The following is a 23,965-nucleotide window of genomic DNA, read 5'->3' as shown; positions in this document are numbered from 1 at the left end:
CCGGCGGCCCGCCGCGGTCTGGACGAATCCGTCCGGGACGAGATCACGGGCGTACTGGAGACCCTGTGGAAGGAGCACGGGCTGACCTTCCTGATGGTCACTCACGACTCCGCGATCGCGAGGAAGGCTCCGCGGCTCGTGACCATCCGCGAGGGCCGGATCACGGTCGAGGAGAACGCCGCCTCGCAGGGCTTTTGAAAGCGCCGGCGTCGCGTCCCAACTCGTTATCCATGCCTCTATTGAGGCAGTGATCAGCCTCCCGGCATACTGCGTGGCTCGGGGGGTTGACGTACGTCTGTGCGGACCCCTCCGGCCGGGTGAGCGGGGAGTTCATCCGGTACCTGACCTCCAGGGGGAGTTTTGCGCAGACAAGTGAAGAGAGCATGCGCGGCGACCGTGGCCACGGCCGCCGCCGTGGCGCTGGCGGCGGGTATGACCAGCCCGGCGTCGGCGAAGCCGAAGACCGCGAAGCGCCCCGCCGCCGCGGGCCTGACGGCCCAGCAGCGGATCACCCTGATCACCGGTGACCGTGTCGTGGTCGACGCCAAGGGCCGTGTCGTCGGCCTGGAGCGGGCGAAGGGCCGCGGAAACGTTCCGGTGCAGGTGCGCAGGGTCGCCGGCCACACCTTTGTGGTGCCGGCCGACGCGGCCGCCATGATCGCCTCCGGGAAGCTCGACCGGCGGCTGTTCGACATCAGCGCACTCAACAGCTCCCGGACCCGCAAGGACCGGAGCAACGGCCTGAAGGTCATCGTCGGCTACCGGGGCGCCGCGAGCTCCGCGAAGGCCGAGGTGCGGGAGGCGGGCACCCTCCGCCGGACCCTGAAGTCCCTCAACGCGGACGCGGTCCAGGCACCCCAGCGGGACGCGGCCGAGCTGTGGAAGGCCGTCACCGACGGCGACCGCACCGCCTCCGGGGTCGCGCACGTCTGGCTCGACGGCGTCCGCAGGGCCGGCCTCGACAAGTCCGTGCCGCAGATCGGCGCCCCGACGGCCTGGCGTGCGGGCTACGACGGCAAGGGCGTCAAGGTCGCCGTGCTCGACACCGGTGTCTACGCCGACCACCCGGACCTCAAGGGCCAGGTGATCCAGTCCAAGAACTTCTCCACCGCCGCCACCGCCGCCGACAAGGTCGGCCACGGCACCCACGTGGCGTCCATCGTGGCCGGCACCGGCGCCAAGTCGCACGGCAGGTACAAGGGCGTCGCACCCGGTGCGAAGATCCTCAGCGGCAAGGTCCTGGACGACCAGGGGTACGGCGACGACTCCGGCATCCTCGCCGGCATGGAGTGGGCCGCTCAGCAGGGCGCCGACATCGTCAACCTGAGCCTGGGCGGCCCGGACACCCCCGGGACCGACCCGCTCGAGGCCGAGGTCGACAAGCTGTCCGAGCAGAAGGGCATCCTGTTCGCCATCGCCGCCGGCAACGACGGCGAGATGGGCGGCCGGACCGTCGGCTCCCCGGGCAGCGCGGCCGACGCGCTCACCGTCGGCGCCGTCGACGACGGTGACAGGCTGGCGCCGTTCTCCAGCCGCGGCCCGGGTCTCGACGGGGCGATCAAACCCGATGTGACCGCTCCCGGTGTGGACATCACCGCCGCCGCGGCCCCCGGCAGCCTCATCGACAAGGAGGTCGGCGAGAGTCCGGCCGGCTACCTGACCATCTCGGGCACGTCGATGGCGACCCCGCATGTCGCGGGCGCCGCCGCCATCCTCAAGCAGGAGCACCCGGACTGGACGTTCGCGGAGCTGAAGTCCGCGCTGACGGGCTCCGCCAAGGGCGGCAAGTACACCCCGTTCCAGCAGGGTTCCGGCCGGATCGCGGTGGACCGGGCGATCAGGCAGACCGTGCTCGCCGGCCCGTCGTCCCTGAGCTTCGGCGTCGCGCAGTGGCCGCACACCGACGACGAGCCGGTCACCAAGCAGCTGACGTACCGCAATGTCGGCAAGACCGACGTCACCCTGTCGCTCTCGCTGACCGCCACCGACCCCGAGGGCCGGGCCGTACCGGCCGGTTTCTTCACGCTCGGCGAAAAGACGCTCACCGTCCCGGCGGGCGGCACGGCCTCGGTCCCGGTCAGCGCCGACACCAGGCTGGGCGGCAGCACCAACGGCGCCTACTCGGCGTATGTGACGGCGACGGGCGGCGGCCACAGCGTACGCACGGCCGCGGCCGTGGAGCGCGAGGCGGAGTCGTACGACGTCACCCTGAAGTACGTCGACCGTGACGGGCAGAGCCCCGTCCACCTGTCCGACCTGACGGACATCTCGCCCAAGGGCGACGGGCGGGACTACTTCTCCCGGAGCTCCGACGACACCGTGACGCTCCGGGTGCCCAAGGGCACGTACCTGCTCGACTCGGTCTCGACGAAGAACCCGGCCTCCTTCGAGGGCGGCGCGGACTGGCTGGTCCAGCCCAAGCTGAACGTCGTCGAGAACACCACGGTCACCCTCGACCTGAACCGGACCAGGGCCGCCGACATCACCGTGCCGGACGCCGCCGCCAAGCCGGTGTCCGCGACGGTCTCGTACACCTACGAGACGGCGGACACGAGCTCCGGCACCGCTCTCATCGTGCCGTCCTTCCAGGACCTGCGCGTCGCGCACGTCGGCCCCGCGGTGTCCTCCGGGCTCCGGCAGAGCTGGTTCGGCCAGTGGAGCAAGGGCGGCGCGGCCGAGTACGACGTCTTCACCGGCGCCCATGTCAACAGGCTCGAGGGCGGGCACGTCCACCACTACAAGGCCGGCGAGCTGGCCACGCTGAAGGTGAACCTCGGCTCGGCGAGCAGCAACAAGACCGGTGCGGTCGGCGTCTACGCCGAACTGCCGAACGACTTCGCCGCAAACGTCCCGGTCGAGCAGAAGCTGCGCAGCACCCGCACGCTGCATGTGTCGACCGGCGAGAAGGCCCGGTGGGCGCTCGACTTCGCGCAGTTCGGCGGCAAGAGCAACGCCGCGGGCTTCCCGGTCGCGGAGGCGTACTACACGGACGAGGAGCCCGGGGCGTTCCAGGCGGGCAAGAGCTACACCAGGAGCTTCAACGAGGCCGTCTTCGGGCCGAAGATCACCTCCGACTACGGCATCTTCCGTGAGGGCAACCAGATCTACGGCCTTCTGCCGCTGTTCGCCGACGGCCAGGCGCACACCGGTTCCTCGGACTTCATGTCGGTGAAGACGACGCTGTACCGCAACGGCACCGAGGTCGGCTCGAACAGCGACCCGCTGTTCGGATTCAAGGCCTTCACGGTGCCGTCCGGTGACGCCTCGTACAAGCTGACGACCTCTGTCGTCCGCAGTGTGAAGGTCGCCGCCGCGTCCACCCGCATCGACGCGAGCTGGACGTTCAGGTCCAAGAAGGCCGACGACGCCAAGCTGCCCACCTCCTCGGTCCGCTTCGGCGCGACCACCGGCCTGGACAGCCGTGTGGGGGCCGGCAAGACGGTCACGATCCCGGTGACCGTGCAGGGTTCGGCCGCGGGCCGCAACCTGCGCTCCCTCGGGGTGTGGGTGTCGTACGACTACGGCAAGACCTGGAAGAAGCTGACGGTCCGGCACGGCACCATCACCTACGAGAACCCGGCGAAGGGCCAGGGCCTGTCGTTCCATGCCAAGATCGCCGACAAGAAGGGCAACAAGTCGACGATCTCGATCTACAACGCGTTCTACGGCAAGTGAGCCACTGACGGACGGTCCGCCGGAAGCACTTCTTCCGGCGGGCCGTTCCCGGTCCGGGGCGGCCCCGTGAGGCGGGGCGGGGTCAGGGGCGGTGTGCCGTGGTGCCCGCGCGGGTCGCGTCCGTGCCCCAGCTCGCCAGCAGCCGCAGCGCCTCCGCCGACCCGGAGCCCGGCTCGGCGTGGTACGTCACCAGCGCCAGCTCACTGTCGTCGGGGACCCTGAACGACTCGAACTGCAAAGCCAGTTCACCCACCAGCGGATGCCGTAGCAGCTTCAGCCCGTGGCTCTTCTCCTTGACGTCGTGCGTCGCCCACAGCCGCCGGAACTCCTCGCTCTTCACCGACAGCTCCCCGACCAGCGCCGACAGCCGGGGATCGTCCGGGTGGCACCCCGCCTCGTACCGCAGCTGGCGCACGATGTCGATCGCCTTCTGCTCCCAGTCCACGAACAGGTCGTGGTACTCGGTCCGCAGGAACGCCATCCGCGCCCAGTTCCGCTCCTGCTGCGGCATCTCGCCCCAGTCCCCGAAGACGGCCGCGGCCATCCGGTTCCATGCGAGGATCTCGGCACGCCGCCCCACGAGGTACGCCGGGACGCCGTCGAAGGAGTCCAGCAGCTGGCGCAGCGACGCGCGTACGTGCTGCGAGCGCGCCGACGGCTTCTTCTTGTGCGCCTTCGGCTTGGCGAGATGCGTCAGATGCGCGTGCTCCGCGTCGGACAGGCGCAGCGCCCGGGCGATCGCGTCGAGTACCTCCGCGGACACATTGCGTCCGTTGCCCTGCTCCAGACGCGTGTAGTACGCCACGGACACCCCGGCCAGCTGCGCCAGCTCCTCGCGCCGCAGCCCCGGCACACGCCGGTGCCGTCCGAAGTGCGGCAGCCCCACGTCCTCGGGCTTGAGCCGGGCCCGCCGGCTGCGCAGGAACTCGCTGAGCTCGGCGCGCCGGTCCAGGCCCTGACCGGCGCCCACGGCGGGCGCCTGCACGGAGTCGGGCTGTTCGTCCATGCGTCCAGTATTCCCGGTCGTACGCGTGTGAGCCTGACCCCGCCAGTGGTAGGACCGGCGAACGTAGGCAGAGCCGTGGCCTGGGTGGAAGCCCTGCCGGCAGGGAGGCTGGACGTCGTGCCCGGCAGAAGGCAGCCGGGCACGCGACCTCCAAGGAGTGATCTCCGGCATGACCACCGTTGCTGCGTACGCCGCACCCGCCGCCAAGGCGCCGCTCGAGCGCACCACCATCGAGCGCCGCGAGGTCGGCGAGTTCGACGTCCTGATCGACATCAAGTTCGCCGGCATCTGCCACTCGGACATCCACCAGGCCCGTGAGGGCTGGGGCGAGGCGATCTTCCCGATGGTCCCGGGCCACGAGATCGCGGGCGTGGTCCGCGAGGTCGGTTCCGGCGTGACCAAGTTCAAGGCCGGGGACCGTGTGGGCGTCGGCTGTATGGTCGACTCCTGCCGCGAGTGCGAGAACTGCACGGCGGGTCTCGAGCAGTACTGCCTCAAGGGCATGACCGGCACGTACAACGCCCTCGACAAGAACGGCGAGCCCACCTACGGCGGCTACTCCGAGAAGATCGTCGTCGACGAGAACTACACCGTCCGTATCCCCGACGGGCTCTCCCTCGACGTGGCCGCGCCGTTGCTGTGCGCCGGCATCACCACGTACTCCCCGCTCCGGCACTGGAACGCCGGTCCCGGCAGGAAGGTCGCGGTCGTCGGCCTGGGCGGTCTCGGCCATATGGCCGTCAAGCTCGCCCACGCGATGGGCGCCGAGGTGACCGTGCTCTCCCAGTCCCTGCGCAAGAAGGACGACGGGCTGAAGCTGGGCGCCGACCACTACTACGCCACCAGCGACCCGAAGACCTTCGAGGAGCTCCGCGGCACGTTCGACCTGATCGTCTCGACCGTGTCGGCGCCGCTGGACTTCGGCGCGTTCCTGTCGCTGCTGAGGACGGACGGCGCGCTGGTGAACGTGGGCGCACCCGAAGAGCCCATCTCGCTCAATCTGTTCTCGGTGATCTCCGGCCGCAAGACCCTGGCCGGCTCCGGCATCGGCGGCATCCGCGAGACCCAGGAGATGCTGGACTTCTGTGCGGAGCACGGCATCGGCGCCGAGATCGAGCTGATCGGCGCGTCCGAGATCAACGACGCGTACGAGCGGGTGCTGAACAGCGATGTGCGGTACCGCTTCGTGATCGACGCGGCGACCATCTGAGCATCCGCCGACCGCGCCGTGAGGCGGCCCGTTGGGCCGCCTCACGGCGTTTTCCGCTGTCCGCCGGCCGATGGCGGCGGCTGCCGACGGTGCCGTCGGCCCCCGCGCCACGGCCCTGCCGGAGGCGGACATCCGATTGCGGCCGGGGCGGTGCGACCGTAGCTTCAGGGCGTCGGATTCTCCCGACAAAGCCCACATACACCCTTATGTCGGCTTTCCTAGTGGTGCCATCGAATGGAGCATTCATGTCGGTGATGACCGGTACCCAGCAGCCCATACAGTCGCAGTACGGGCAGCAGTACGGCCAGCAGATCGGCGGCCCCCAGGCCCAGATCGCACAGATCGTCCAGCAGGCCATCCAGCAGGCGTGTCAGCAGGCGAGCCAGCAGGTCGCGCAGCGCACACAGCACACGCTTCAGCAGATCCAGCAGGTCCAGCAGCAACTCCAGCAGCAGGGCATGGCCCATCAGGCCCACCCGTACCTCGCCATGGCGCTGCACCACTCGCTGCACACGGGCATCCGGCAGGCGGTGGAGCAGTCGGTGCAGCAGGCCCTCCCGCTCGCCATCGTGACGCTGCTCCAGCAGAGCCAGCAGGGCACGCAGCAGACGCCATGGGGCCCGGGCGGCGGCCAGCAGTCGTTCGGCCAGCAGCCGTTCGGCCAGCAGTCGTTCGGCCAGCCGTTCCCGCAGTACCAGCAGCAGCCCGGCCTCGGCTTCGGCCAGATGCTGAGTCAGCCCTTCGGTATCGGCTGACCCCAGGGCGGCGCGCGATGCGGTGTGCCCGGGAACGGTGCCCGGGTACACCGCATCACCGTGGAAGCGCAGGCCGCCCGTCGCCGGATCAGAAGCACAAGGACGACGTAGGCGTGGTGAAGGTGGACGCAATGGTCAAGGAAAGGCCCGGAAACAACCGCGGGAGCGGGGCCGAGGGCGTGGGAGCCGGCGGGCCGGGACCCGAGGGCAGCCAGAGCGGGACCCGCAGGAAGGACGCGCACTCCGCGCTGTCGGTGCGCCCGCGCCGACAGCGGTACATGGTCACACCGATGCCGCAGCAGCTGTTGCCGCCGGGGGTCCCCGAACCCGGCATGGACGCGCTGTGCGGCCAGCTGGAGCGGATGCCCGAGGTCGAGGTGGTCCGCAGACTCCGGCCATCGCAGCGGCTCCAGTCGGCCGGGATGCCCCCCTCCTGCCCGGAGGTGGTGGTGATCGAGACGACGGAGGCCCAGGTGCCGACGCTGCGGTCGCTGCATGTGCACATCGAGCCGGACCTGCCGCTGGCCGGAGCCGGACCCGCCACCGCATCGGCCGCGGCGAATCCGGCCCTGCGCGACCCGGGCCTGATCATGCCACTGGACCAGCCGACGGACATCACGTTGCGCGTCTGCGGCCCGGACGGCGAACCACTGGCCGACGCCGGCGTGTTCCTGATCGGCGCGGCCTGGCCCGCCCAGGGCATCACCGGCGCCGACGGCACGGTCACCCTGACGCTGGCCACGGAGACCGCCCAGTCCGTCCAGTCCCTCTACGTCCGGCCGCAGGGCGGGTACACGGACCGCTGGATCCCGCGCCCCGACCTGTCGGCGACCAAGGAGAACCTCGTCACCCTCACCCCGCTGGCCCAGGTCTATCCCGAGCTGGAGACGCGGCAGCAGTACGGCTGGGGCCAGCAGGCCATGCGGCTGGACCGGCTGCCCCCCACCTTCCGCGCCTTCGGCGTCAGGATCGCGCTCATCGGCTCGGGCGTCAGCGCCGAGCATCCCGACCTGAAGCAAAGGGTGCGGTCCGGCGTCGACTTCGTCCGCGGCGAGGAGGGGGGCTGGGCCCAGGACAGGGTGGGCACCGGCACCCACGCGGCGGGCATCATCGCGGGCGCGGACACCGGCAAGGGCGTCATCGGTATCGCGGTGGACGCCGAGATCGAGGTCTGCCAGGTGATGCCCGACGGACGGTTCAGCGATCTGATCGCCGCCCTGGACCATTGCATCGAGCGTGAGGCCGACATCGCCCACATCGCCGTGACGGCCCCGTACCCGTCGGCCCTGGTCTCCCGCAAGCTTGCCGACGCCACCGCGGCGGGTATCGCCTGCGTCGCCCCGGCGGGCGACTCCGGCGGGCCGGTCGCCTTCCCGGGCTCGCTGCCCACCGTGTTCGCCGTGGGCGCGCTCGGGGCCTTCGGCTCGTACCCCCAGGGCACCTCCCAGGCCACGCACTGCGGACCACAGCTGACCCCCGAAGGTCTGTTCGCCGCGTCGTTCAGCTGTTACGGCCCCGGAGTCGACGCGGCCGCCCCCGGAGTGGCCGTCCTGTCGTGCGCGCCGCGGGGCGGATACACGGCCCTCGACGGCACCGGCGCGGCCTCGGCGCACGTCGTGGGCCTGGCCGCCCTCGTGCTCGCCCACCACGAGGACTTCCACGGCCAGCTGCTGCCCCGCGGACCCGGCCGGGTCCAGCACCTGTTCGAGATCATCGCCGCCAGCTGCCGTCCGCTGGCGGCGCCGGGCACGGCCGAGGCGGCACACGTCGGGCGTGGTCTGCCCGACGCCCTCGTCGCCCTCGGTCTGACCCCGGGGGTGCAGCTCGCCTCCGGCCTGCCGCCCTACGCCGCGTCCCTGGCCGGCTAGCCACGTCCCGCTGCGGCAGGACGGACGGCACCCGCCCCTCGGGGCGGGTGCCGTCCGTCCTGCCGCAGCGTGTCCGGGCACCGCCGGGGCGGATGCGCTGGTACGGTCACAGGCCCCCCGAGCCTGCGGCGGCCGCCGTACCCGCCTCCCGCCGCCCGGACTCGCCGCCCCCGGCCACCCCACGCCGGTGACCAAGCCCTGCCAGGAGTACTCGTGCACAGGCCGTGTGAGCGGATCCGCCGGGACGTCCGTCAGGACCCGGGCCACCCCACTCTGCGCCCGCCCGTGTCCGAAGGGCCGCCGGTGCCGAGCCACGTCCGCCGGAGCGCGCCATGAGGTGGCCCGGCCGCCACCGGAGCGAGAGCCGCAGGCTGGCGCGGGTGAGCAGCACGGGCCTGCACGTGCCCGCACAGCCCGTATGGGTGCGCTGGCTGCCGGCCTTCTACGTGGCGGGGCTCCTGATCCTCGAACCCATCACTCCCGTGCAGTGGCCGGTGAGCTTCCTGCTCATCGCCCTCCCCGTGATCGCCGCCTTCTCCCACGGTCCCGCCGTCGTCGCCGCCGTCACGGTCTTCGCCGTCGGGTTCGAAGCCCTTCTGGCCGGCACCCCGTGCTGTGCGGGACGCTCCGTGGGGTACATCGGGGAGCGCCACTACGTGGCCAGTTACATCTCCACCGGGCTCGTCGGCATCCTCGGCACGATCCTGGCCGCCAGCCGGGTGCGCCGGCAGCGCACCCTCGCCACCGTGCGCTCTGTCGCCGAGACCGCGCAGCGGGTGTTACTGCGCCCGGTGCCCCGACGTCTCGGCCGGGTCTCCATCGAGACCCTCTACCTCTCCGCCGCCGCGGAGGCGCGCATCGGCGGCGACCTCTACGAAGCCGTCTCCACGGCGTACGGAGTCCGCCTGCTCATCGGCGATGTGCGGGGCAAGGGCCTGGTCGCGGTGGAAACGGCCGCGACGATGCTCGGCGCGTTCCGTGAGGCCGCCCACGACGAACCCGATCTGGCCGGGGTGGCGCGCCGGGTCGAGCGGAGTATGACCCGTATGGCCGAGCAACTCGAGGGCAACGAGAGCGAAGCGGCGGAACGCTTCGTGACCGCGGTGTTCGCCGAGATTCCCGACCAGGAGCCGGTGGTCCGGCTGGTCAACTGCGGTCATCCGCCGCCCCTGCACATCGGCCCCGGAGGGGTCACCGAGCTGGAGCCGACCGATCCCTCGCCGCCCATCAACATCGGTGTCATGGCCGGGGACGGCTACCACGTGGACGTGTCGCCCTTCCACCCCGGCGACCAACTGCTGCTGTACACCGACGGAGTAACCGAGACCCGCGATTCCGGCGGAGCCTTCTACCCGCTCCTGGAGCGCGTCCGATCGTGGGACCCCGTGCCGCCCCAGAACCTCCTCGCCCATCTGCACCAGGACCTGATGGCCTTCAGCGGCGGCAGCCTGGACGACGACACCGCCGCCCTGGCGGCGTTCCGCCTCCGGGCCGAGCCTTCGGCCGGCCCGGTAGACGCCCCTCGCTAGTGCCCCGGCAGGCGATGTTCACCCGGGCGAACATCGCCTGCCGGGGCACTGGTCCGGACACGGCCACCGCGCCGGATCCCCCGCCCGCCGTCGAGGCAGGACATGCGGCGGGCGAGGAATCCGGCGCGGTGCTCATGTATTAGGTTCAGCCGCCGGACTGCTCCTTGCCGTGAGCGGCATGCCGCGGGCGGTATTTGGACGACACCTGGCCGACCAGTTCCCGAAAACACACCAGGGCGGTGATCGGCGGAATTCCGACGATCACCATCGAGAGCGTGGAATGCGCTGAATGGCTGACGCACAGAGCCACCGCGGTGGCGGAGGCGAGGAGGATGACCCCCCAGGACCGCCGGGCGGTTCGGTGCGACAGGGCTGCGCGCAGAATGGACAGGGCCGCGACGAACCACGGCCCGTACACCGTCAGCGGCCACCACTGCGCCAGGGGCGAGGGAAGAACCGTCGAGGCGATGGCGCGCAGCTGACTGTAGGAATACGCGGTGGACCACCCCAGCATGGCCACCGAACAGGCGGCGATGGTGGCGACCAGGATGGTGATCGGAGTGACCGGCTGGCCGCTGTCGAGCACATGGGGCGCCGGGCGGGGCCGCCGCCGCTCGCCCCGGTGGCGATGCTGCCCGTCCAGGGTGGCCGGAGCGGGATCCGTGGCGGTCACGGTGGACAGCATCTGGGCCAGTTCCTCGTCCGGATCCCAGCCGTTCGGCGCGATGCCGGGGCCGGGGGCGCTCCAGACGGGATGCGCGTCGAGGGGGTCGACGTCGTAGGAAGGCTGTCCCAGCCCGTCGTAATCCGTTCTCAGCGCGAACTGAATGTCGTAGAGGCTCGGCTCGCCTTGAAGCCTGTCCATTCTCTAGCTCCTCCGCGCCCTCGCTCAGGCCGATCCATTGAAAGCGCGCAGGTACTCACTTTCCATCTGACCGACCTTCTTGAGGAAGTCTTCAAGAAGGTCTGAACAACCCTTGACGCGCAGGTCGCCACTCGCCGAGTCGTGCCACACGGCTCCGGTTCCGGCGAGGGTCTGATCTTCCGGTTCGTTCCAAGTCACGATCACCTAACGAGCGCCAACCGGCCCAAGCTATCCGGCATTCGGGGGAATGAATCCATGAAAAAACGTTCCTCCAGTCGGATGACAGTACCCGCTCGGCCTAATTCCCCATAGGCGTCCAACCATATATTTCAGTGAATAGCATTTCCTGACCCCGCTCCCGGCCGGCGCCGCGCTTTGCCGGGTTGCCGCCGGACCGCCCGACGCCTTGAACTGGTGGAGGGGCACTCTGCACCGGTGTGCGCGGCGGGCGAGCGACGCGGATACGGGAGAGGAGGTGCCTTCGAATGCCCGATCGTGACGTGCTGATGTACCTCGATGAGGGCGGCCGGGGGCATCGCCTCCCGGAGCCTTCACCAGCGCCCGAGGCTCACCCGGTTCGGGACATGCCTGTCCGGCCGGCAGTCGGCCGGGACGGTGATCCCAGCAACGGCTCGATCAGGGCGGTCAGTTCGGAGCGGCTGATCTGGCCCATGCGGGCCGCCGCGATCCTGCCCTGGCGGTCGACGACGAGCGTGTAGGGGTACGCCTGCGGATTGACGAGGCCTTTGGGGATGCGCAGGAGTTCGACGGACCTCGGGTCGTGGAGGCTGCGGTAGACGACCTTGTGCCGGCGGGCGAAGGATGCTCCGACTTCTCGGGAGGCGTCGGCGTCGACGCCCATGACCCTCACGCCGCGTGAGTGGAAGGCGGTGTGGACGGCGGAGAGGTCGGAGGCTTCGGCGCGGCAGGGGCCACACCAAGAGGCCCAGGTGTTGATGACGAGCACGTTGCCCCGGTAGTCGTGTACGGCGATCGGGCGGCCGTCGATCGCCGTGCCCGTCAGGTCGGGCATCGCCTTGCGGTCGGCGGGGGCGTACGTGTGCAGCGTGTGGGGAGCTTGGCCGTCGTCGAGATGGGCGCTCGCGCAGCCTGAGAGCATCAGGAGAGCCAGGGCGAGGGCTGCGGCTTTGGTGGGTTTCATGGGGGTGAGGAAGCGACCCTTCCTGGTTGCGAGGAGAGGGGGGCGGTGAACCGGCCCGCCCGGCCGCCGGCGGGCGCCGGCAGGGCCGGTGGGACGGTGTTCACATGGCTGGGGTCGCCTGCTCTTCGTCGTCGATCGTGTAGCGCTTCTTCAGCACGGCGTCGAGCTTGCCGGACCGCCAGGCGGACAGGCACCAGGCGGTGGGGAGCTGGAGCGTGAACAGGCCGAAGAAGGAGTACAGGGCCGCCGCGTCCAGGAGTTCTCCCGGGCTGACGCTGCCGTAGGGGGCGGCGCCGGCGATGCCGAGGGCCAGCATGTAGAGGCTTCCGTCGGCGAGGACGGTCCTCCAGCGCGGCAGCGGGGAAAGCAGGCGGCGGCTCAGGGTGAGCAGTGTGGTGCAGGTGACCAGGAAGACGGCCTGGTCCCTGCACCACATGAGCGGCTCGGAGCCGGTGGGCCCGAGGTTGTCCCCGAAGGCGAGCGATTCCGCGGTCAGTACCACGGCGCCGGTGAGCCATGAGATCAGGGTGACCCATGCGGCGTAGGCAAGGGCGCTACGCCAGGGAGTGAACATCATGGCGCTCCTTTCGAGCCCCTGTCAGGGCCGGCGGCAGGACCATCATCCCACCCTCACCGCGGGAGACCGCCGCCAGGGGCACCCGGCCCAAAGGGCCTGCTAGTAACCGCCGTTGTTCGAGATGGTGCTCGGTTCGCAGGCGCGGGCGAAGAGGCACTCCAGGCCGCTGAACTTCTTGGTGCTCATCTTGTGCTGGTAGACGGTCTTGGCGGAGTGCTTGTTGCCGCTGGTGTAGCCGAAGAGGTACATCTCGTGGTCCGGGGCGGGGCGGGCCTTACCGGACACGTAGAAGTCGCCGTTGCGGGCGAGCCGGGCGTCGTAGAAGACGCCGATGCCGGCGCGGCGGACGCCCGACTTGGGGCAGAACGGGTCGGTGGCTTCGATCTGCCCGTGGACGGCACGGGTCTTGCCGTCGAACCGGGTCATGGTGCGGAAGTCGATCTTCTTGGTCGACGCCTTCCGCTTGTCGATCAGCTTCCCCTTCTTGTTGTAGACCTTCGTCCAGCCGGTCTCGGGGAAGAGGTCGTAGGACGACTTCGTCCAGTACACGACGCCGCGGACACCGGCGCGGAAGGAGGTGCCGGAGACGGCCTTGGAGAAGCCGCGGCCGTCGCCCTTGTACTTGTAGGCGCTGCCGTACTTGCAGCCGGCGACCTTGCTGATGTAGCTGGGGACGGTCACCCAGCTCTGCCGGATGAAGGACCGCCAGGTCACCACGGTCTTGGTGTACTTCTTGGCTTTGGCCTCGACCTTCTGGGCGGTCTGGGCGAGCGCCGTGGAGGTGTCGCCGGTGGGGACGGTGACGTTCAGGCCCCAGGTGTGTCCGAGGCCCTTTGCGTCACCGCTGATCTGGTAGGAGGGCTCGGAGCCTGGAGTGATCGCAGTGTCGCGGAGGCTGTGTCCGGAGGTCGTGGCGATCACCTTGCCGTCACGGATGACGGTGTAGGTCTTGGCGCCGAGGTCGGGCCACGACAGGTCGACGAACTTGGAGGAGGCGGCCCAGGCGGCGCGCTCGGCCTGGTTGGGCGAGTGGGCGAGGGTGACGTCGGCGATCACGTGCTGTGAGCCGGCAGCGAGGATCTGGCTGTCGGTGGCCTGACCGGTGTAGCTCTTCACCGTGTGCACACCGCCGGAGGCGAGGGCGGTCTTGCCGGTGATGAAGCTGCCGGTGGTGGAGTTGAGGACGAACGCGGCCTCCTTCGGCGCAGGGGCGGCTGCGGCGACGGATCCGTCGTTGGCCACCGTGGTGGCGAGAAGGGCGACGGGAAGCGCGGCTGCCGCGCTCCAGCGTCCCAGTGTGCGTGTGACGTTCAAGAAACGACTCCTTGGATCGAGCGGCGGCCCCAACGTGCCTGTCGGCGGGGCGGTGTTGGAGGCCTGGTGGCGAGCCGGGTGCGGCTTCCGGGCGTTACGCAGGGTGTCCACATCCCCGGAAGCCGCACCCCGGACGGGGTCAGGACAGGCCCCACTCCTGGCGTCCGCGGGCCGCGTTCGAGTCTCCGGACTTCTCCAGGTAGGGGTGCGAGCCCGCCTTCGTGGAGTTCGATGCGATGACCTTGCCGTTGCGGGCCTGGCTCCAGATCTGCGAACCGCCCAGCATCCAGCGCTGCGCCTTCCAGCCGGAATGGCAGGTGTACTGGACGATGCGGCTCTTGTTGTCGACGTTCAGGCACTTGCCCGACTTGTCGTTCTTGATGGTGAACAGCGACTGGTTCTTGTAGAGCCGGTGGAGGGTCCAGCGCTGCGTCTTGTCGGTCCTTGAACACTTGCCCACGGTGACCTGGGCGTTGTTCTTGGTGCTGCCGCCCATTGAGAGGCAGATGTGACCAGGCGCCCAGACGCGTTCCAGGCGGGTGTGGGCGTAGGGGTCCCTGGCCTGGGGCGCGGCACTGGCCGCCGGTGCGGTGAGCCCGGTCACCGTTCCGGCCGCGACGGCTGCGAGCAGCAGTGATCCGGCTGTCTTACGCATTGGTTTTCCTCCCCGTTTGATCAACATGGTGCGCCTCGAACGTAAACGCGAACCGAGATACCCGCTACGTCCGTTGGGGAGTTGTCCAATGGGGCATCAGCCAAGAGGGAGGGTCGGTACACCCGGTGTGTGGCCGTCGGATTCGGTGGCCTACGGTGGCCCGAGTATTTGTCTCACTCACGGGGAAGACGACTTTCATTCATGACGCGTTTGAGCCGTCTGGCCTTGGTTGCGGTCTCCGGCATTGTCGTTCTGGCCGTGGGGGGAGCGGTGACGACCCATCTGCTGGACGATCCGGCGCGGGGTCTCACGGCTGCCGCGGGCGCGGGGGACACGCACTGCCGGGAGGTCACTCGAAACGCGCCTGGCCTGCTGGCAGGCGAAGAGCGCCGGTCTGTGGCTCTCGAGGGTGTGGTGGTGTGGGGCAGCCAGCGGGTGATCCTGCGCTGTGGTGTCAACTCACCGGGGGCGACGAAGGATCCGTGTTTCGAGGCGAACGGGGTGGACTGGGTGATCGACGAGCGGCAGTCGACGCCGGACCGGAAGGTCATTGTGACGTTCGGCCGTACGCCGGCGACCCAGGTCGCGATCCGCGCTCGTGAAGTGCGGGCGGACGAGGCGATCGTGGAACTGTCGCATCTGGTGGCGGGGGTGCCGAAGTCCGCCCATTGCCTGGACGCACAGTGACCGGCGCCGGGCCCGTGCGGGCCCGGCCGCCCTCAGGCGCCCTTGGTCCTCCGGCGTCGCGCGACGGTGTACCCGGCGGCGGCGAGGAGTGCCACGCCTCCCCCGACGGCGGCAACGGTGCCGGTGTTGCCGGAAGAGCCGGCCGCCTGCGTGCAGTACCGGTGGTCGTCGCTCTTGACGGTGATGGTCAGGTGCCCCTGGCCGCCGGTCAGTCCGTCGTGGTGCCCGGCGATGTCGACGGGGTAGCTTCCCGCCTTGATGTCGCAGCGGATGGTGCCGTTGCCCTGCCCGAAACTGTTCTTGAGCAACTCGACGGTGACGGCCTTGGTGAACGCAGGGGACTTCACGGTGAAGCTGCCGTTTCCGTCCGCGGCCAGGGAGGTCAGGTCTACGTCGGAGGTGACCACGATGGGTGCGCCCTGCTGAAGAGGACCGCCCCCGTCGCTGTCGCTGTCGTTTTCGCGGACGCTGACGCTCAGGCCCGGACCGTCCGCCGCAAAGGCTGCGTGGGAGCTCGTAAGGCCGATGATCGTCGCGGTGAGGGTGGCTGCTGCTGTGCGCAGGTACATCGCGGGTACCTCGCCTTCCTGGGAGGGGGTTAGCCGGCCTTGGGCGCGACGAGCATGTGTTCACGGCCGAGGGTGGTGGTGGTGTCGGTGTAGAGGGTGGTTTCGCCGTCCGACCAGCGCACGAGGAGGTCGTTGGGCTGCCCCTGGGTGTAGGAGCCCGCTGTCATGACGGAGGCGTGGGTCCACAGCTTGTTAGAGGACTTCAGCTGGGTCTCCGTTCCGACGCCGGAGGCGCCGGCGTCGCGGTAGAGGGAGAGTTCGCCGTCCGACCAGCGCACTATCACGTCCCAGTTGGCGCCGCCGGTGAAGTTGCCGGCGGCAAGGATGGTGGCGTGCGTCCAGGTCTTGTTGGGGTCCTTGAGCTTGTGCTCGTGGAGGAAGCCGCGGCCGTCGACGTCGGTGTAGAGGGACACTTCCCCGTCGACCCAGCGGACCATGACGTCGTCGGTCCACTTGTTGGAGCTGTACCGTCCGGCGGTGATCTGGGTGGCGTTCTTCCAGGTCTTGTTGGGCTTTTGAAGCTGGGTTTCCTTGGCGAAGTCGCCGTGGCCGCTGCCGGTGTAGAGGGTGACCTCGCCGTCCACCCAGACCACGATGAGGTCGGAGGCGTCGTTGCCGCTGAAGTCTCCGCCGGTGACGACCATGGCGTCCTTCCAGGTGGAGGACTTCGTGATCCTCTTCTCGCCGGAGAATCCGCCGTGGCCGTTTCCGATGTAGAGGGTGACCTCGCCATCGGACCAGACCACGATCATGTCGGTCCTGCCGTCGCTGGTGTAGTCACCCGAGGCCATCTTCCTGGCGTGGGTCCACAGGCCTCCGCCGGTGGGGTACATGCTGTAACCGCGCGGGTACTGGCGCGGGTCGCGGTTGCTCTTCGCGGCGTCGTAGATCTCGAGAGCCCGCTTGTCGTACGTGACGGCGAAGGAGATGCGGTCGCTGTTGTTCTCCAGGCCGCCGCCGTAGTAGCCGCCGAGGTTGCCGATCACGGTTCCGCTGCCGGTCCTGCTGTTCAGGCCGGTGATCCAGGGGCTTCCGGAGGTGCCGCCGTAGAAGCCGCCGCACTCCATGCGCATCTGCCGGTAGCCGGGAAGCTGCCGGGTCGCGACGCCGGGGCAGATGATCGGACGGTTCTTCGGGTTGTGGCTTCCCGGATAGCCGACGACGGTCACCGTCTGGTGGTAGCGGCCGCCCACCTGGCCGAGCTTGAGAGCGGCGCCGACGGCCTTTTGCACGCTCTGGCGGCGGCTGTTGGTGCCGACCCGGGCGAAGGCGTAGTCGAAGTCGGAGTAGGCGTCCCGGGTGGGTTCCTTTCCCGCGCGGTACCAGCGGGAGTCGCGAACCCACTTCTGTACCGGGAAACGGCCGTAGGGGGCCGGCTTCTTCGACGCGCCGTCGTAGCGGGGCACGAACATGCCCTTGGTGCCCCCCGAGCAGTGAGCGGCGGTCAGGATGACGTTGCCCTGCGGGCTGTCTACGACGCCGGCCGAGCAGAAGCGCCCCACCAGTCTGTCGGTGGCGGGGTCCCTGACGTAGTGGAAGAAGGTGCCCACGGTGGGGACACCCGCGAAGTAGTGGCCGTTCTTGGCGGCAGCCCGGCCTGACAGGGATGAGGGCTTCCAGCCGGCGGGCGCCTCGGAGCGGGGGGAGTCCGGCGTGGCTGCGGCCATCCGCTGGGGTGTCCAGAACCTCTCGGCCGCTTCACTCGTCCACTGGCCGGCCGTGCCCGCACCCTCTGCCGAGGGCACTGACGGCGCGGTGCGGGTGGCAGCGGCGGCCGTGACCGATGCGTGCGCGGTGGCGACCGGATGGGGGGTGTGGGCGGTGGCGGGCGTGGCAGTCGCCAGAACGAGCACACCGGCTGACGTCAGTAGCTTGCGTATGTGGGTGAAACGCATGTGTTCCTCAATGTGTATGGCGCACTTGGAATGCTGCCGGGGCTGTATGGGCACGCTGGCCGGCTCAACGGCCAGGACTCCGCCCCATCCCCGTCAGGCGGCGCAGTGGGAAGCAGCGCGAAGAGCGTGCTGCCGAGACGAAGGCCGACGAGACGAAACCGCTGATCGCCACGTGGAATCCGTGGCTTCGTCGGGCCTGACGAAGGCTTGGGCGGACAGAGAAGGCCGTCGCGTGGAAGCCGGGCTCCGCCGGCGGGCACGCCTCGCCGTGGTGATCCACCGGTTGAACGTCGTCGCGTACAGGCAGTACGTCGCCCCGGCCGCCCTTCCCGGCGTGGGCCGGTCCCTCGTCCCGGCAGGTTCGTGCAGCGGGGGCGGCAGTGCCGGTTCCGGGCCGGTGATGCGATCACGGTGGCACCGGCCCGGATCCGGCGTGTCGGCAGGGCGTCGGGTCAGTGGAGGTGGTTGTTCACCGCCTCACGCGACAGACGGCGCGCGCCACTGTCTTGGGATTTGGCCGAGGCGCCGCGAGCACATCGGGTCGGTGCACAGTGATCCGTGGGCCAGGGCGGAGACGATCGCGGCCTGTGTGCGTGTCCGCTCTCCCAGCTTTGCCACGATGTTTGCGATGTGCGCCTTCACCGTGCGTTCTGCGATCCCCAGTACCCGTGCGAGCTCACGGTTGCCCTGCCCGGTTCCCAGCAGCAGGAAAACCTCTTTTTCTCTTGCGGTCAGGCTCTCCAGCCGCCAGACGCGGGGCTCGGGGCTGTACCCGGTGCGCCGGTAGGGGCAGGTCGTGTCTCCGGCGTCGGACCGTTTGGACATGTCGGCCCTTCCTGGTCGCAGCGTTCCAGCAGACCCCCGTGGTCTGGTTGGCTGTGACCGAACACCAACCTACCCGTCCGTAACTCGTCGCTCACGCTTTTAACCCTCCCCAACTTCCCCAAGCGACTGGGGCGTTGCCCAAAGGTGAGGGGTCTGTCGGTGCGTTGCCTGAAGAGACGGTGTCCCTCAAGTGTTCGCGTTCCTAGGCCGCTTGGCGGCCGCAGGGAAGCAACGAGGGGAACACTGTGAGCAATCGCACCATGGGGCGCATGGCCGCCGTCGAGCGTGCACGGCGACGCGTATGTGACCCTGCGGGTCACCGCCACGGACGCCGCGGGCGACAGCGTCCAGCAGACCGTGAACCGCGCGTACCCACACCACGGGAGCCCATGAGCCGCGTGAACGCTGACGCGGACCGATCCGGCTGAACCACGGCGGGTGCCAGGGCCCTGAGGGCTTCGGCACCCGCCGTGGCCATCTGCGGCCCGCCCGGTCAGCAGGCGAACGACGAATGCCGGCGGTCAGTCGACCGTCGGGGCCGGAGTGAGCCCCGTGGGGCACGAGGCCCCCCAGTTCGTCTCGAACGGGTCACCCAGCAGGACCCCCGTCCCACCGAGCCCGCAGTAGCCCGCCGGGTTCTTGTCCAGGTATTGCTGGTGATATGCCTCGGCCGGGTAGAAGTCGCGGCCCTGTGCCGGGAGCAGTTCCGTGGTGATGGTGCCGTAGCCGGAGGCCGTGAGGACCTTCTGGTAGGCCTCGCGGGAGGCCTCGGCGGCGGCCTGCTGGGCGGGGGAGTGGGTGTGGATCGCCGAGCGGTACTGCGTGCCGACGTCGTTGCCCTGGCGGAAGCCCTGCGTGGGGTTGTGGGACTCCCAGAAGACCTGGAGCAGTCGGTTGTAGGAGATCTTGTTCGGGTCGTAGACCACGCGGACCGCCTCCGTGTGGCCCGTCAGGCCCGAGCAGACCTCCTCGTAGGTCGGGTTCTGGGTGTAACCGCCCTGGTAGCCGACCAGCGTGGTGTGGACGCCCGAGGGCAGCTGCCAGAACTTGCGCTCGGCGCCCCAGAAACAGCCCAGGCCGAAGTCGGCGATCTCCAGCCCCTCGGGGTAGGGGCCGAGGAGCGGGGTGCCCAGCACCGTGTGCCGCTCGGGGACCGCGAAGGCCGGCTCCGGACGACCGCGCAGGGCCTGCTCGGGGGTCGGCAGCTGGGGCGTACGGCTGTGCAGGAACATGCGGTCTCCACTGGGCCACGGGGGTGGGATCCGTGTACCTCAACGTGCGCGTCGACCCGGGAATTCCGGGCCCGGCCTCAGTGGGGCAGCGTCGCCGGGCTTCCCCCGTTCGCCTCGTACCCCGCAACGGCCAGGGCTCGGTACACCGCGTAGTCCGCGGCCGGGTCGCCGGTCAGCGTCCAGGGGAGCGCGCCCACGTGGCCGTCCACGTGGACCAGCTGGGCCATCGCCTCCGCCCAGCGTTCGCCGCGGACGAGGAAGAACACCAGGAGGTGGCGGACGTGCGCGAGCATCGGGTCGTCGGGGCGGGCGGACTGGACCGCGTAGAGCGCGCCGTGGACCGCCTTCGTCACGACCTCGCTCCGGTAGAAGCTGCTGACCAGGTTCACCTCGGGCAGGTGCTCGAAGACCGCGAAGAGGGGCATCGCGGCGAGCAGTGAGCCGTGGGGCGCACGCGCCGCGGCCGCCTCCGCGAAGGAGTACGCCAGCTGCCGCGAGCCGTGCCACTTCTCGCACCAGTAGTGCAGGGCCGCCAGGTGCGCTCCCATGTGGGCGGGCGCGCGGTCCAGGATCTTCAGCCACAGCTGCTCGAACTCCGGCTGCGGGTAGGCCAGTCCGCGGGCGACCGACAGCTCGACGATGTACGGGACGGGGTCACCGGGGGCGAGCAGCGCCGCCTCCGCGCAGGCCGATCTCGCCTCCTCCATGATGATCCGGAACTCGTCCGTCCCCGGTGTCGAGGTGCGCCACGCCTGCTGCACCAGGAACTCCGCGTGCACCGCCGCGCCGCCCGGGTCCTTCGGGGCCTCGGCGCGCCACACCCGCAGCCACTGGCCGCCCGGGGTTTCGCTCACCCCGCCGGGCCGCTGCCGGAGCTCCAGCGACGCGGCTCCCGCAAAGGCCTGTACACGCTGCCAGCGTGTCTCGCCTTCCGTCTCCGTGCCGGCCAGGAGCTGCGCGGCCGCCCGGTGGTCCTGGGTGCGCTGCACCACGTCCAGGACGTCCAGCAGATCCTGGTCCGGTCCGGGCATCCGGACGTCCAGCTCCTCCTGGCGCACGAAGCCGTAGTTCGCCGGGTCCGCGGCGTCCGGGTCGCCGGGAGCGACCTGCTGGATACCCGAGCGCCTGCGCATGAGGACGGGCAGCAGAACCATGCTGAAGAGGGCCAGCGCCATCAGGACCCAGAGAATCACCATGGGTCAAGCGAACCAGACGGGTCCGACACCGTGCCAACCCGGTCGCCGGACCTGTGGAAAACAGCCTTCGGCCGTGCGGCCCCTCATCCCGGCGGCGGGCACACTACCCTCGGTGTACATGAGTGACAGGCACATCAGCGAACACTTCGAGACCCGCGCGATCCACGCGGGGAACACCGCCGACCCCCTCACCGGTGCGGTCGTCCCGCCGATCTACCAGGTCTCCACCTACAAGCAGGACGGTGTCGGCGGCCTGCGCGGCGGCTACGAGTACAGCCGCAGCGCCAACCCCACCAGGACCGCCCTGGAGGAGAACCTCGCCGCCCTGGAGGGCGGCCGCCGCGGCCTCGCGTTCGCGTCCGGACTGGCGGCCGAGGACTGCCTGTTGCGTACGCTGCTCCGCCCCGGCGACCACGTGGTCATCCCGAACGACGCGTACGGCGGCACGTTCCGCCTCTTCGCCAAGGTGGTCTCCCGGTGGGGCGTGGAATGGTCGGTCGCCGACACCAGCGATCCGTCCGCCGTACGAGCCGCCCTCACCCCGAAGACCAAGGTCGTGTGGGTGGAGACCCCCTCCAACCCGCTGCTCGGCATCACCGACATCACCGCGGTCGCCCAGATCGCCCGTGACGCGGGCGCCCGGCTCGTCGTCGACAACACATTCGCCACCCCCTACCTGCAGCAGCCGCTGGCGCTCGGCGCGGACGTCGTCGTGCACTCCCTGACCAAGTACATGGGCGGCCACTCCGACGTCGTCGGCGGTGCGCTGATCGTGAAGGACCAGGAGCTGGGCGAGGAACTGGCCTACCACCAGAACGCCATGGGCGCGGTCGCCGGACCCTTCGACTCCTGGCTGGTGCTGCGCGGCACCAAGACGCTCGCCGTCCGCATGGACCGGCACAGCGAGAACGCGACGAAGATCGCCGACATGCTCACCCGGCACGCGCGCGTGACGAGTGTGCTCTACCCGGGCCTGCCGGAGCACCCCGGTCACGAGGTGGCCGCGAAGCAGATGAAGGCGTTCGGCGGCATGGTCTCCTTCCGGGTCGAGGGCGGCGAGGAGGCGGCCGTCGAGGTCTGCAACCGTGCCCAGGTGTTCACCCTCGGTGAGTCCCTCGGCGGCGTCGAGTCGCTGATCGAGCACCCGGGCCGCATGACGCACGCGTCCGCGGCCGGCTCGGCCCTGGAGGTGCCCGGCGACCTGGTCCGCCTGTCCGTGGGCATCGAGAACGTCGACGACCTCCTGGAGGACCTCCAGCAGGCCCTCGGCTAGGCCGTCCCCGAGCGGCCTGGTCTCACCAGTCGCTGATCGGTGGAGTCGTCGTCGAGGGCGGCTCCACCCAGGGGCGGGCCATCACCGCCCAGACGGCGAAGGCGACGGCGGCGGCGAGCAGCGCCAGCCACAGCACGCGGCGTGCCAGGGCCCGGCGGCGCAGCATACGGCTGCCGCGCCGGACCACCTCCGCGTGGAGGCCGGGCGGTACCGGGGGCGGCGTGCGCTCCAGCAGCCGCCGCGCGGCGGCCTCCCGCTGGGGCAGGTTCATCGACACCCTCCGGTCCGTCCCCGCCGGCGTGCGCCTCACGACGGAGCCACCTTCGCCTCCAGCGCCGTCGGTGCCGGGTCCTGCGGCGGGTCCAGCAGTGCCGCCGTCGCCCGAGCACAGATCGCCTGGACGCGCTGGGCGGGCAGGCCCAGCAGTGCCGCCGTCTGTTCCTCGGCGACGCCCTCGTAGAGCCGGAGGACGAGGATCAGGCGCTCCTGGGGTGTCAGGCCCGCAAGGACGCTCCCCGAGTGCGGCCGGTGCCGTCCGAGCGGCCCGTACCGGTGCCACGCACTGTGCGCGAAGCGGGTGGCCAGCCCGCGACGGGCTCGGTCGTAGGGGTCCTCGCCGCGCAGCCCGTCCCAGGAGGCGTAGGTCTCGGCGAGAGCCAGGGTCAGCAGGCGCCGCGCGCGCGGGTTGTCGTCCGGGGCCTCGGCGGTCAGCAGGGTGGCGGCGTGCAGCAGCCGCCCGGCCGCGCCCGCGACGAACGCCTCGAACTCCCGGGCCCGGCGGGCGCCGTGGGCCTCATGCCGTTCTCGCACCGCACCTCCCGCCTGAGGGCGACCTGAGGGAACGGGACCCGGCGCATGCGGCAGCGGTCGCGCACCCACGACCGGGGGGCGTGAACGGCGCGCCGTACCGCGTACGACAGGACCCGGTCTCATATGAAACCGGCCACGCCCCCGGGTCAAGAGCCGGGGCACGTCCGTACGCGCGCGTGTGTCGTCGTGAGGACGAACGGCGCGCCCCGGGCGCTCAGGAGGTCGGCTGTGACTCCGCCACCGGGCCTCCCTGGGCGGTCTGCCGGGCGGAGAGGGCGACGTTGAACCGCGTGAGGAGGGCGCAGAACGACTCGCGCTCCTGCGGCGTCCAGTCGTGCGTCAGTTCGGCCATCAACTGGCGCCTGGAGCACCGTACTTCCTCCAGGCGGGACAGCCCGCGCGGAGAGAGCTGGAGCACCACCGCGCGACCGTCCTCCGGATGCGAGGTGCGCTTGACGAGACCGGTGTCGACCAGCGGGGCCACCTGCCGGGTGACCGTCGAGGAGTCGATGCCCATGCTCGCCGCGAGCGCCTTGACGCCCATCGGGCCCTCGTCGTCGAGGCGGTTGAGCAGCAGGTACGCGGCGCGGTCCATGGAGTTGCGCACCTGCCCGACCCCGCCGAGCCGCGTCTGTTCGGCGCGGCGGGCGAACACCGCGACCTCGTGCTGCAGCGTGTCCAGAAGACCGGGGTCACCGACGGTCGTCATGTCCATCGACGTATCAGGTGTTGTGGGCATGGCCGGGGGCTCACTTCATGCGTGGGGAGCTGGGTTGGGGGACAGGGTACGCGGCCCGGGCGCGAGCCGTACCTGCGCAGAGGAAACCCGTCCCAGGGCTTGGTCACACCCGCTGCCCGCGGG

The 23,965-nt window shown here is 70.3% G+C and carries 22 protein-coding genes and 1 pseudogene; 8 read left to right on the top strand and 15 right to left on the bottom strand.

The genetic code is table 11. The annotated features are described in order from the left end of the window. Nucleotides 1–18 precede the first annotated feature (18 nt). Both ABZ876_RS02295 and ABZ876_RS02290 read left to right on the top strand, forming a co-directional pair. Nucleotides 19–198, top strand: a pseudogene (locus ABZ876_RS02295) (ABC transporter ATP-binding protein); the annotation flags it as partial. Nucleotides 199–372: 174 nt separating this feature from the next. Beyond that, nucleotides 373–3,675 carry a S8 family serine peptidase gene (locus ABZ876_RS02290; protein WP_361772975.1) on the top strand — a complete coding sequence of 1,101 codons (3,303 nt, stop codon included), beginning with the start codon at nucleotides 373–375 and terminating at the stop codon, nucleotides 3,673–3,675. Between the two features lie 82 nt (nucleotides 3,676–3,757). On the opposite strand, the gene ABZ876_RS02285 is transcribed toward ABZ876_RS02290, so the two are convergent. Beyond that, nucleotides 3,758–4,681 (bottom strand): helix-turn-helix transcriptional regulator, encoded by a 924-nt coding sequence (locus ABZ876_RS02285; protein WP_361772972.1) that lies wholly within the window; start codon nucleotides 4,679–4,681, stop codon nucleotides 3,758–3,760. A 169-nt stretch (nucleotides 4,682–4,850) separates the two neighbouring features. On the opposite strand from ABZ876_RS02285, the gene ABZ876_RS02280 reads away from it, so the two are divergent. The 4 genes from ABZ876_RS02280 (at nucleotide 4,851) to ABZ876_RS02265 (ending at nucleotide 10,043) form a co-directional block, all read left to right on the top strand. Further along, nucleotides 4,851–5,891 carry an NAD(P)-dependent alcohol dehydrogenase gene (locus ABZ876_RS02280; protein ID WP_361772969.1) on the top strand — a complete coding sequence of 347 codons (1,041 nt, stop codon included), beginning with the start codon at nucleotides 4,851–4,853 and terminating at the stop codon, nucleotides 5,889–5,891. A 245-nt stretch (nucleotides 5,892–6,136) separates the two neighbouring features. Beyond that, a complete protein-coding gene (locus ABZ876_RS02275; RefSeq protein WP_361772966.1) occupies nucleotides 6,137–6,646 on the top strand; it encodes a hypothetical protein in 510 nt (169 codons plus the stop codon). Between the two features lie 131 nt (nucleotides 6,647–6,777). Beyond that, on the top strand, nucleotides 6,778–8,514 hold the full coding sequence (locus tag ABZ876_RS02270; RefSeq protein ID WP_361772963.1) for a S8 family serine peptidase: 1,737 nt from the start codon (nucleotides 6,778–6,780) through the stop codon (nucleotides 8,512–8,514). A 380-nt stretch (nucleotides 8,515–8,894) separates the two neighbouring features. After that, the gene (locus ABZ876_RS02265; protein ID WP_361772960.1) at nucleotides 8,895–10,043 is read left to right on the top strand and encodes a PP2C family protein-serine/threonine phosphatase; all 1,149 of its coding nucleotides are present in this window, start codon (nucleotides 8,895–8,897) and stop codon (nucleotides 10,041–10,043) included. A 145-nt stretch (nucleotides 10,044–10,188) separates the two neighbouring features. Here ABZ876_RS02265 and ABZ876_RS02260 read toward each other — a convergent pair whose 3' ends face one another. The 6 genes from ABZ876_RS02260 to ABZ876_RS02235 form a co-directional block, all read right to left on the bottom strand. Continuing rightward, nucleotides 10,189–10,908, bottom strand: a complete 720-nt coding sequence (locus tag ABZ876_RS02260; RefSeq protein ID WP_361772957.1) for a DUF2637 domain-containing protein — start codon at nucleotides 10,906–10,908, stop codon at nucleotides 10,189–10,191. A 24-nt stretch (nucleotides 10,909–10,932) separates the two neighbouring features. Then, nucleotides 10,933–11,106 carry a hypothetical protein gene (locus ABZ876_RS02255; RefSeq protein WP_361772954.1) on the bottom strand — a complete coding sequence of 58 codons (174 nt, stop codon included), beginning with the start codon at nucleotides 11,104–11,106 and terminating at the stop codon, nucleotides 10,933–10,935. A gap of 370 nt (nucleotides 11,107–11,476) precedes the next feature. Further along, a complete protein-coding gene (locus ABZ876_RS02250; protein WP_361772951.1) occupies nucleotides 11,477–12,070 on the bottom strand; it encodes a TlpA disulfide reductase family protein in 594 nt (197 codons plus the stop codon). A gap of 100 nt (nucleotides 12,071–12,170) precedes the next feature. Next, nucleotides 12,171–12,647 (bottom strand): hypothetical protein, encoded by a 477-nt coding sequence (locus tag ABZ876_RS02245; protein WP_361772948.1) that lies wholly within the window; start codon nucleotides 12,645–12,647, stop codon nucleotides 12,171–12,173. A gap of 99 nt (nucleotides 12,648–12,746) precedes the next feature. After that, on the bottom strand, nucleotides 12,747–13,961 hold the full coding sequence (locus tag ABZ876_RS02240; RefSeq protein ID WP_361772945.1) for a hypothetical protein: 1,215 nt from the start codon (nucleotides 13,959–13,961) through the stop codon (nucleotides 12,747–12,749). A gap of 139 nt (nucleotides 13,962–14,100) precedes the next feature. Continuing rightward, nucleotides 14,101–14,616 carry a ricin-type beta-trefoil lectin domain protein gene (locus tag ABZ876_RS02235; RefSeq protein ID WP_234513189.1) on the bottom strand — a complete coding sequence of 172 codons (516 nt, stop codon included), beginning with the start codon at nucleotides 14,614–14,616 and terminating at the stop codon, nucleotides 14,101–14,103. A gap of 210 nt (nucleotides 14,617–14,826) precedes the next feature. Here ABZ876_RS02235 and ABZ876_RS02230 point away from each other — a divergent pair, with 210 nt between their 5' ends. Next, entirely contained in the window at nucleotides 14,827–15,303 is a 477-nt protein-coding gene (locus ABZ876_RS02230) for a DUF3515 family protein (protein ID WP_361772942.1), read from the top strand. Between the two features lie 32 nt (nucleotides 15,304–15,335). Here ABZ876_RS02230 and ABZ876_RS02225 read toward each other — a convergent pair whose 3' ends face one another. From ABZ876_RS02225 to ABZ876_RS02205, 5 genes are all read right to left on the bottom strand, one after another. Next, the gene (locus ABZ876_RS02225; RefSeq protein ID WP_361772939.1) at nucleotides 15,336–15,872 is read right to left on the bottom strand and encodes a hypothetical protein; all 537 of its coding nucleotides are present in this window, start codon (nucleotides 15,870–15,872) and stop codon (nucleotides 15,336–15,338) included. A gap of 29 nt (nucleotides 15,873–15,901) precedes the next feature. After that, nucleotides 15,902–17,767 (bottom strand): FG-GAP-like repeat-containing protein, encoded by a 1,866-nt coding sequence (locus ABZ876_RS02220; RefSeq protein ID WP_361772936.1) that lies wholly within the window; start codon nucleotides 17,765–17,767, stop codon nucleotides 15,902–15,904. 477 nt (nucleotides 17,768–18,244) lie between these two features. After that, complete coding sequence (locus ABZ876_RS02215) at nucleotides 18,245–18,592, bottom strand: LuxR C-terminal-related transcriptional regulator (protein ID WP_361772933.1); 348 nt, start codon at nucleotides 18,590–18,592, stop codon at nucleotides 18,245–18,247. A gap of 521 nt (nucleotides 18,593–19,113) precedes the next feature. After that, a complete protein-coding gene (msrA, locus tag ABZ876_RS02210) occupies nucleotides 19,114–19,824 on the bottom strand; it encodes a peptide-methionine (S)-S-oxide reductase MsrA (RefSeq protein WP_361772930.1) in 711 nt (236 codons plus the stop codon). Between the two features lie 77 nt (nucleotides 19,825–19,901). Next, nucleotides 19,902–21,020, bottom strand: a complete 1,119-nt coding sequence (locus ABZ876_RS02205) for a hypothetical protein (RefSeq protein ID WP_361772928.1) — start codon at nucleotides 21,018–21,020, stop codon at nucleotides 19,902–19,904. Nucleotides 21,021–21,138: 118 nt separating this feature from the next. On the opposite strand from ABZ876_RS02205, the gene ABZ876_RS02200 reads away from it, so the two are divergent. Continuing rightward, nucleotides 21,139–22,293: a cystathionine gamma-synthase gene (locus ABZ876_RS02200; protein WP_361772925.1), complete on the top strand. Its 1,155-nt coding sequence runs from the start codon at nucleotides 21,139–21,141 to the stop codon at nucleotides 22,291–22,293. A 22-nt stretch (nucleotides 22,294–22,315) separates the two neighbouring features. Here the strand turns inward: ABZ876_RS02200 and ABZ876_RS02195 are convergent, their stop codons facing one another. The 3 genes from ABZ876_RS02195 to ABZ876_RS02185 form a co-directional block, all read right to left on the bottom strand. Further along, on the bottom strand, nucleotides 22,316–22,564 hold the full coding sequence (locus tag ABZ876_RS02195) for a hypothetical protein (RefSeq protein WP_361773885.1): 249 nt from the start codon (nucleotides 22,562–22,564) through the stop codon (nucleotides 22,316–22,318). Between the two features lie 35 nt (nucleotides 22,565–22,599). Next, nucleotides 22,600–23,103: a sigma factor-like helix-turn-helix DNA-binding protein gene (locus ABZ876_RS02190; RefSeq protein ID WP_361772922.1), complete on the bottom strand. Its 504-nt coding sequence runs from the start codon at nucleotides 23,101–23,103 to the stop codon at nucleotides 22,600–22,602. Between the two features lie 214 nt (nucleotides 23,104–23,317). Further along, nucleotides 23,318–23,818: a MarR family transcriptional regulator gene (locus ABZ876_RS02185; RefSeq protein WP_361772919.1), complete on the bottom strand. Its 501-nt coding sequence runs from the start codon at nucleotides 23,816–23,818 to the stop codon at nucleotides 23,318–23,320. Between the last annotated feature and the right edge of the window lie 147 nt (nucleotides 23,819–23,965).

Origin of the sequence: Streptomyces sp. NPDC046931 (assembly GCF_040644655.1) — a bacterium.
In the GTDB taxonomy this organism is placed as follows: Bacteria; Actinomycetota; Actinomycetes; order Streptomycetales; family Streptomycetaceae; genus Streptomyces.
This window is presented reverse-complemented; position numbering and strand designations above follow the sequence as displayed.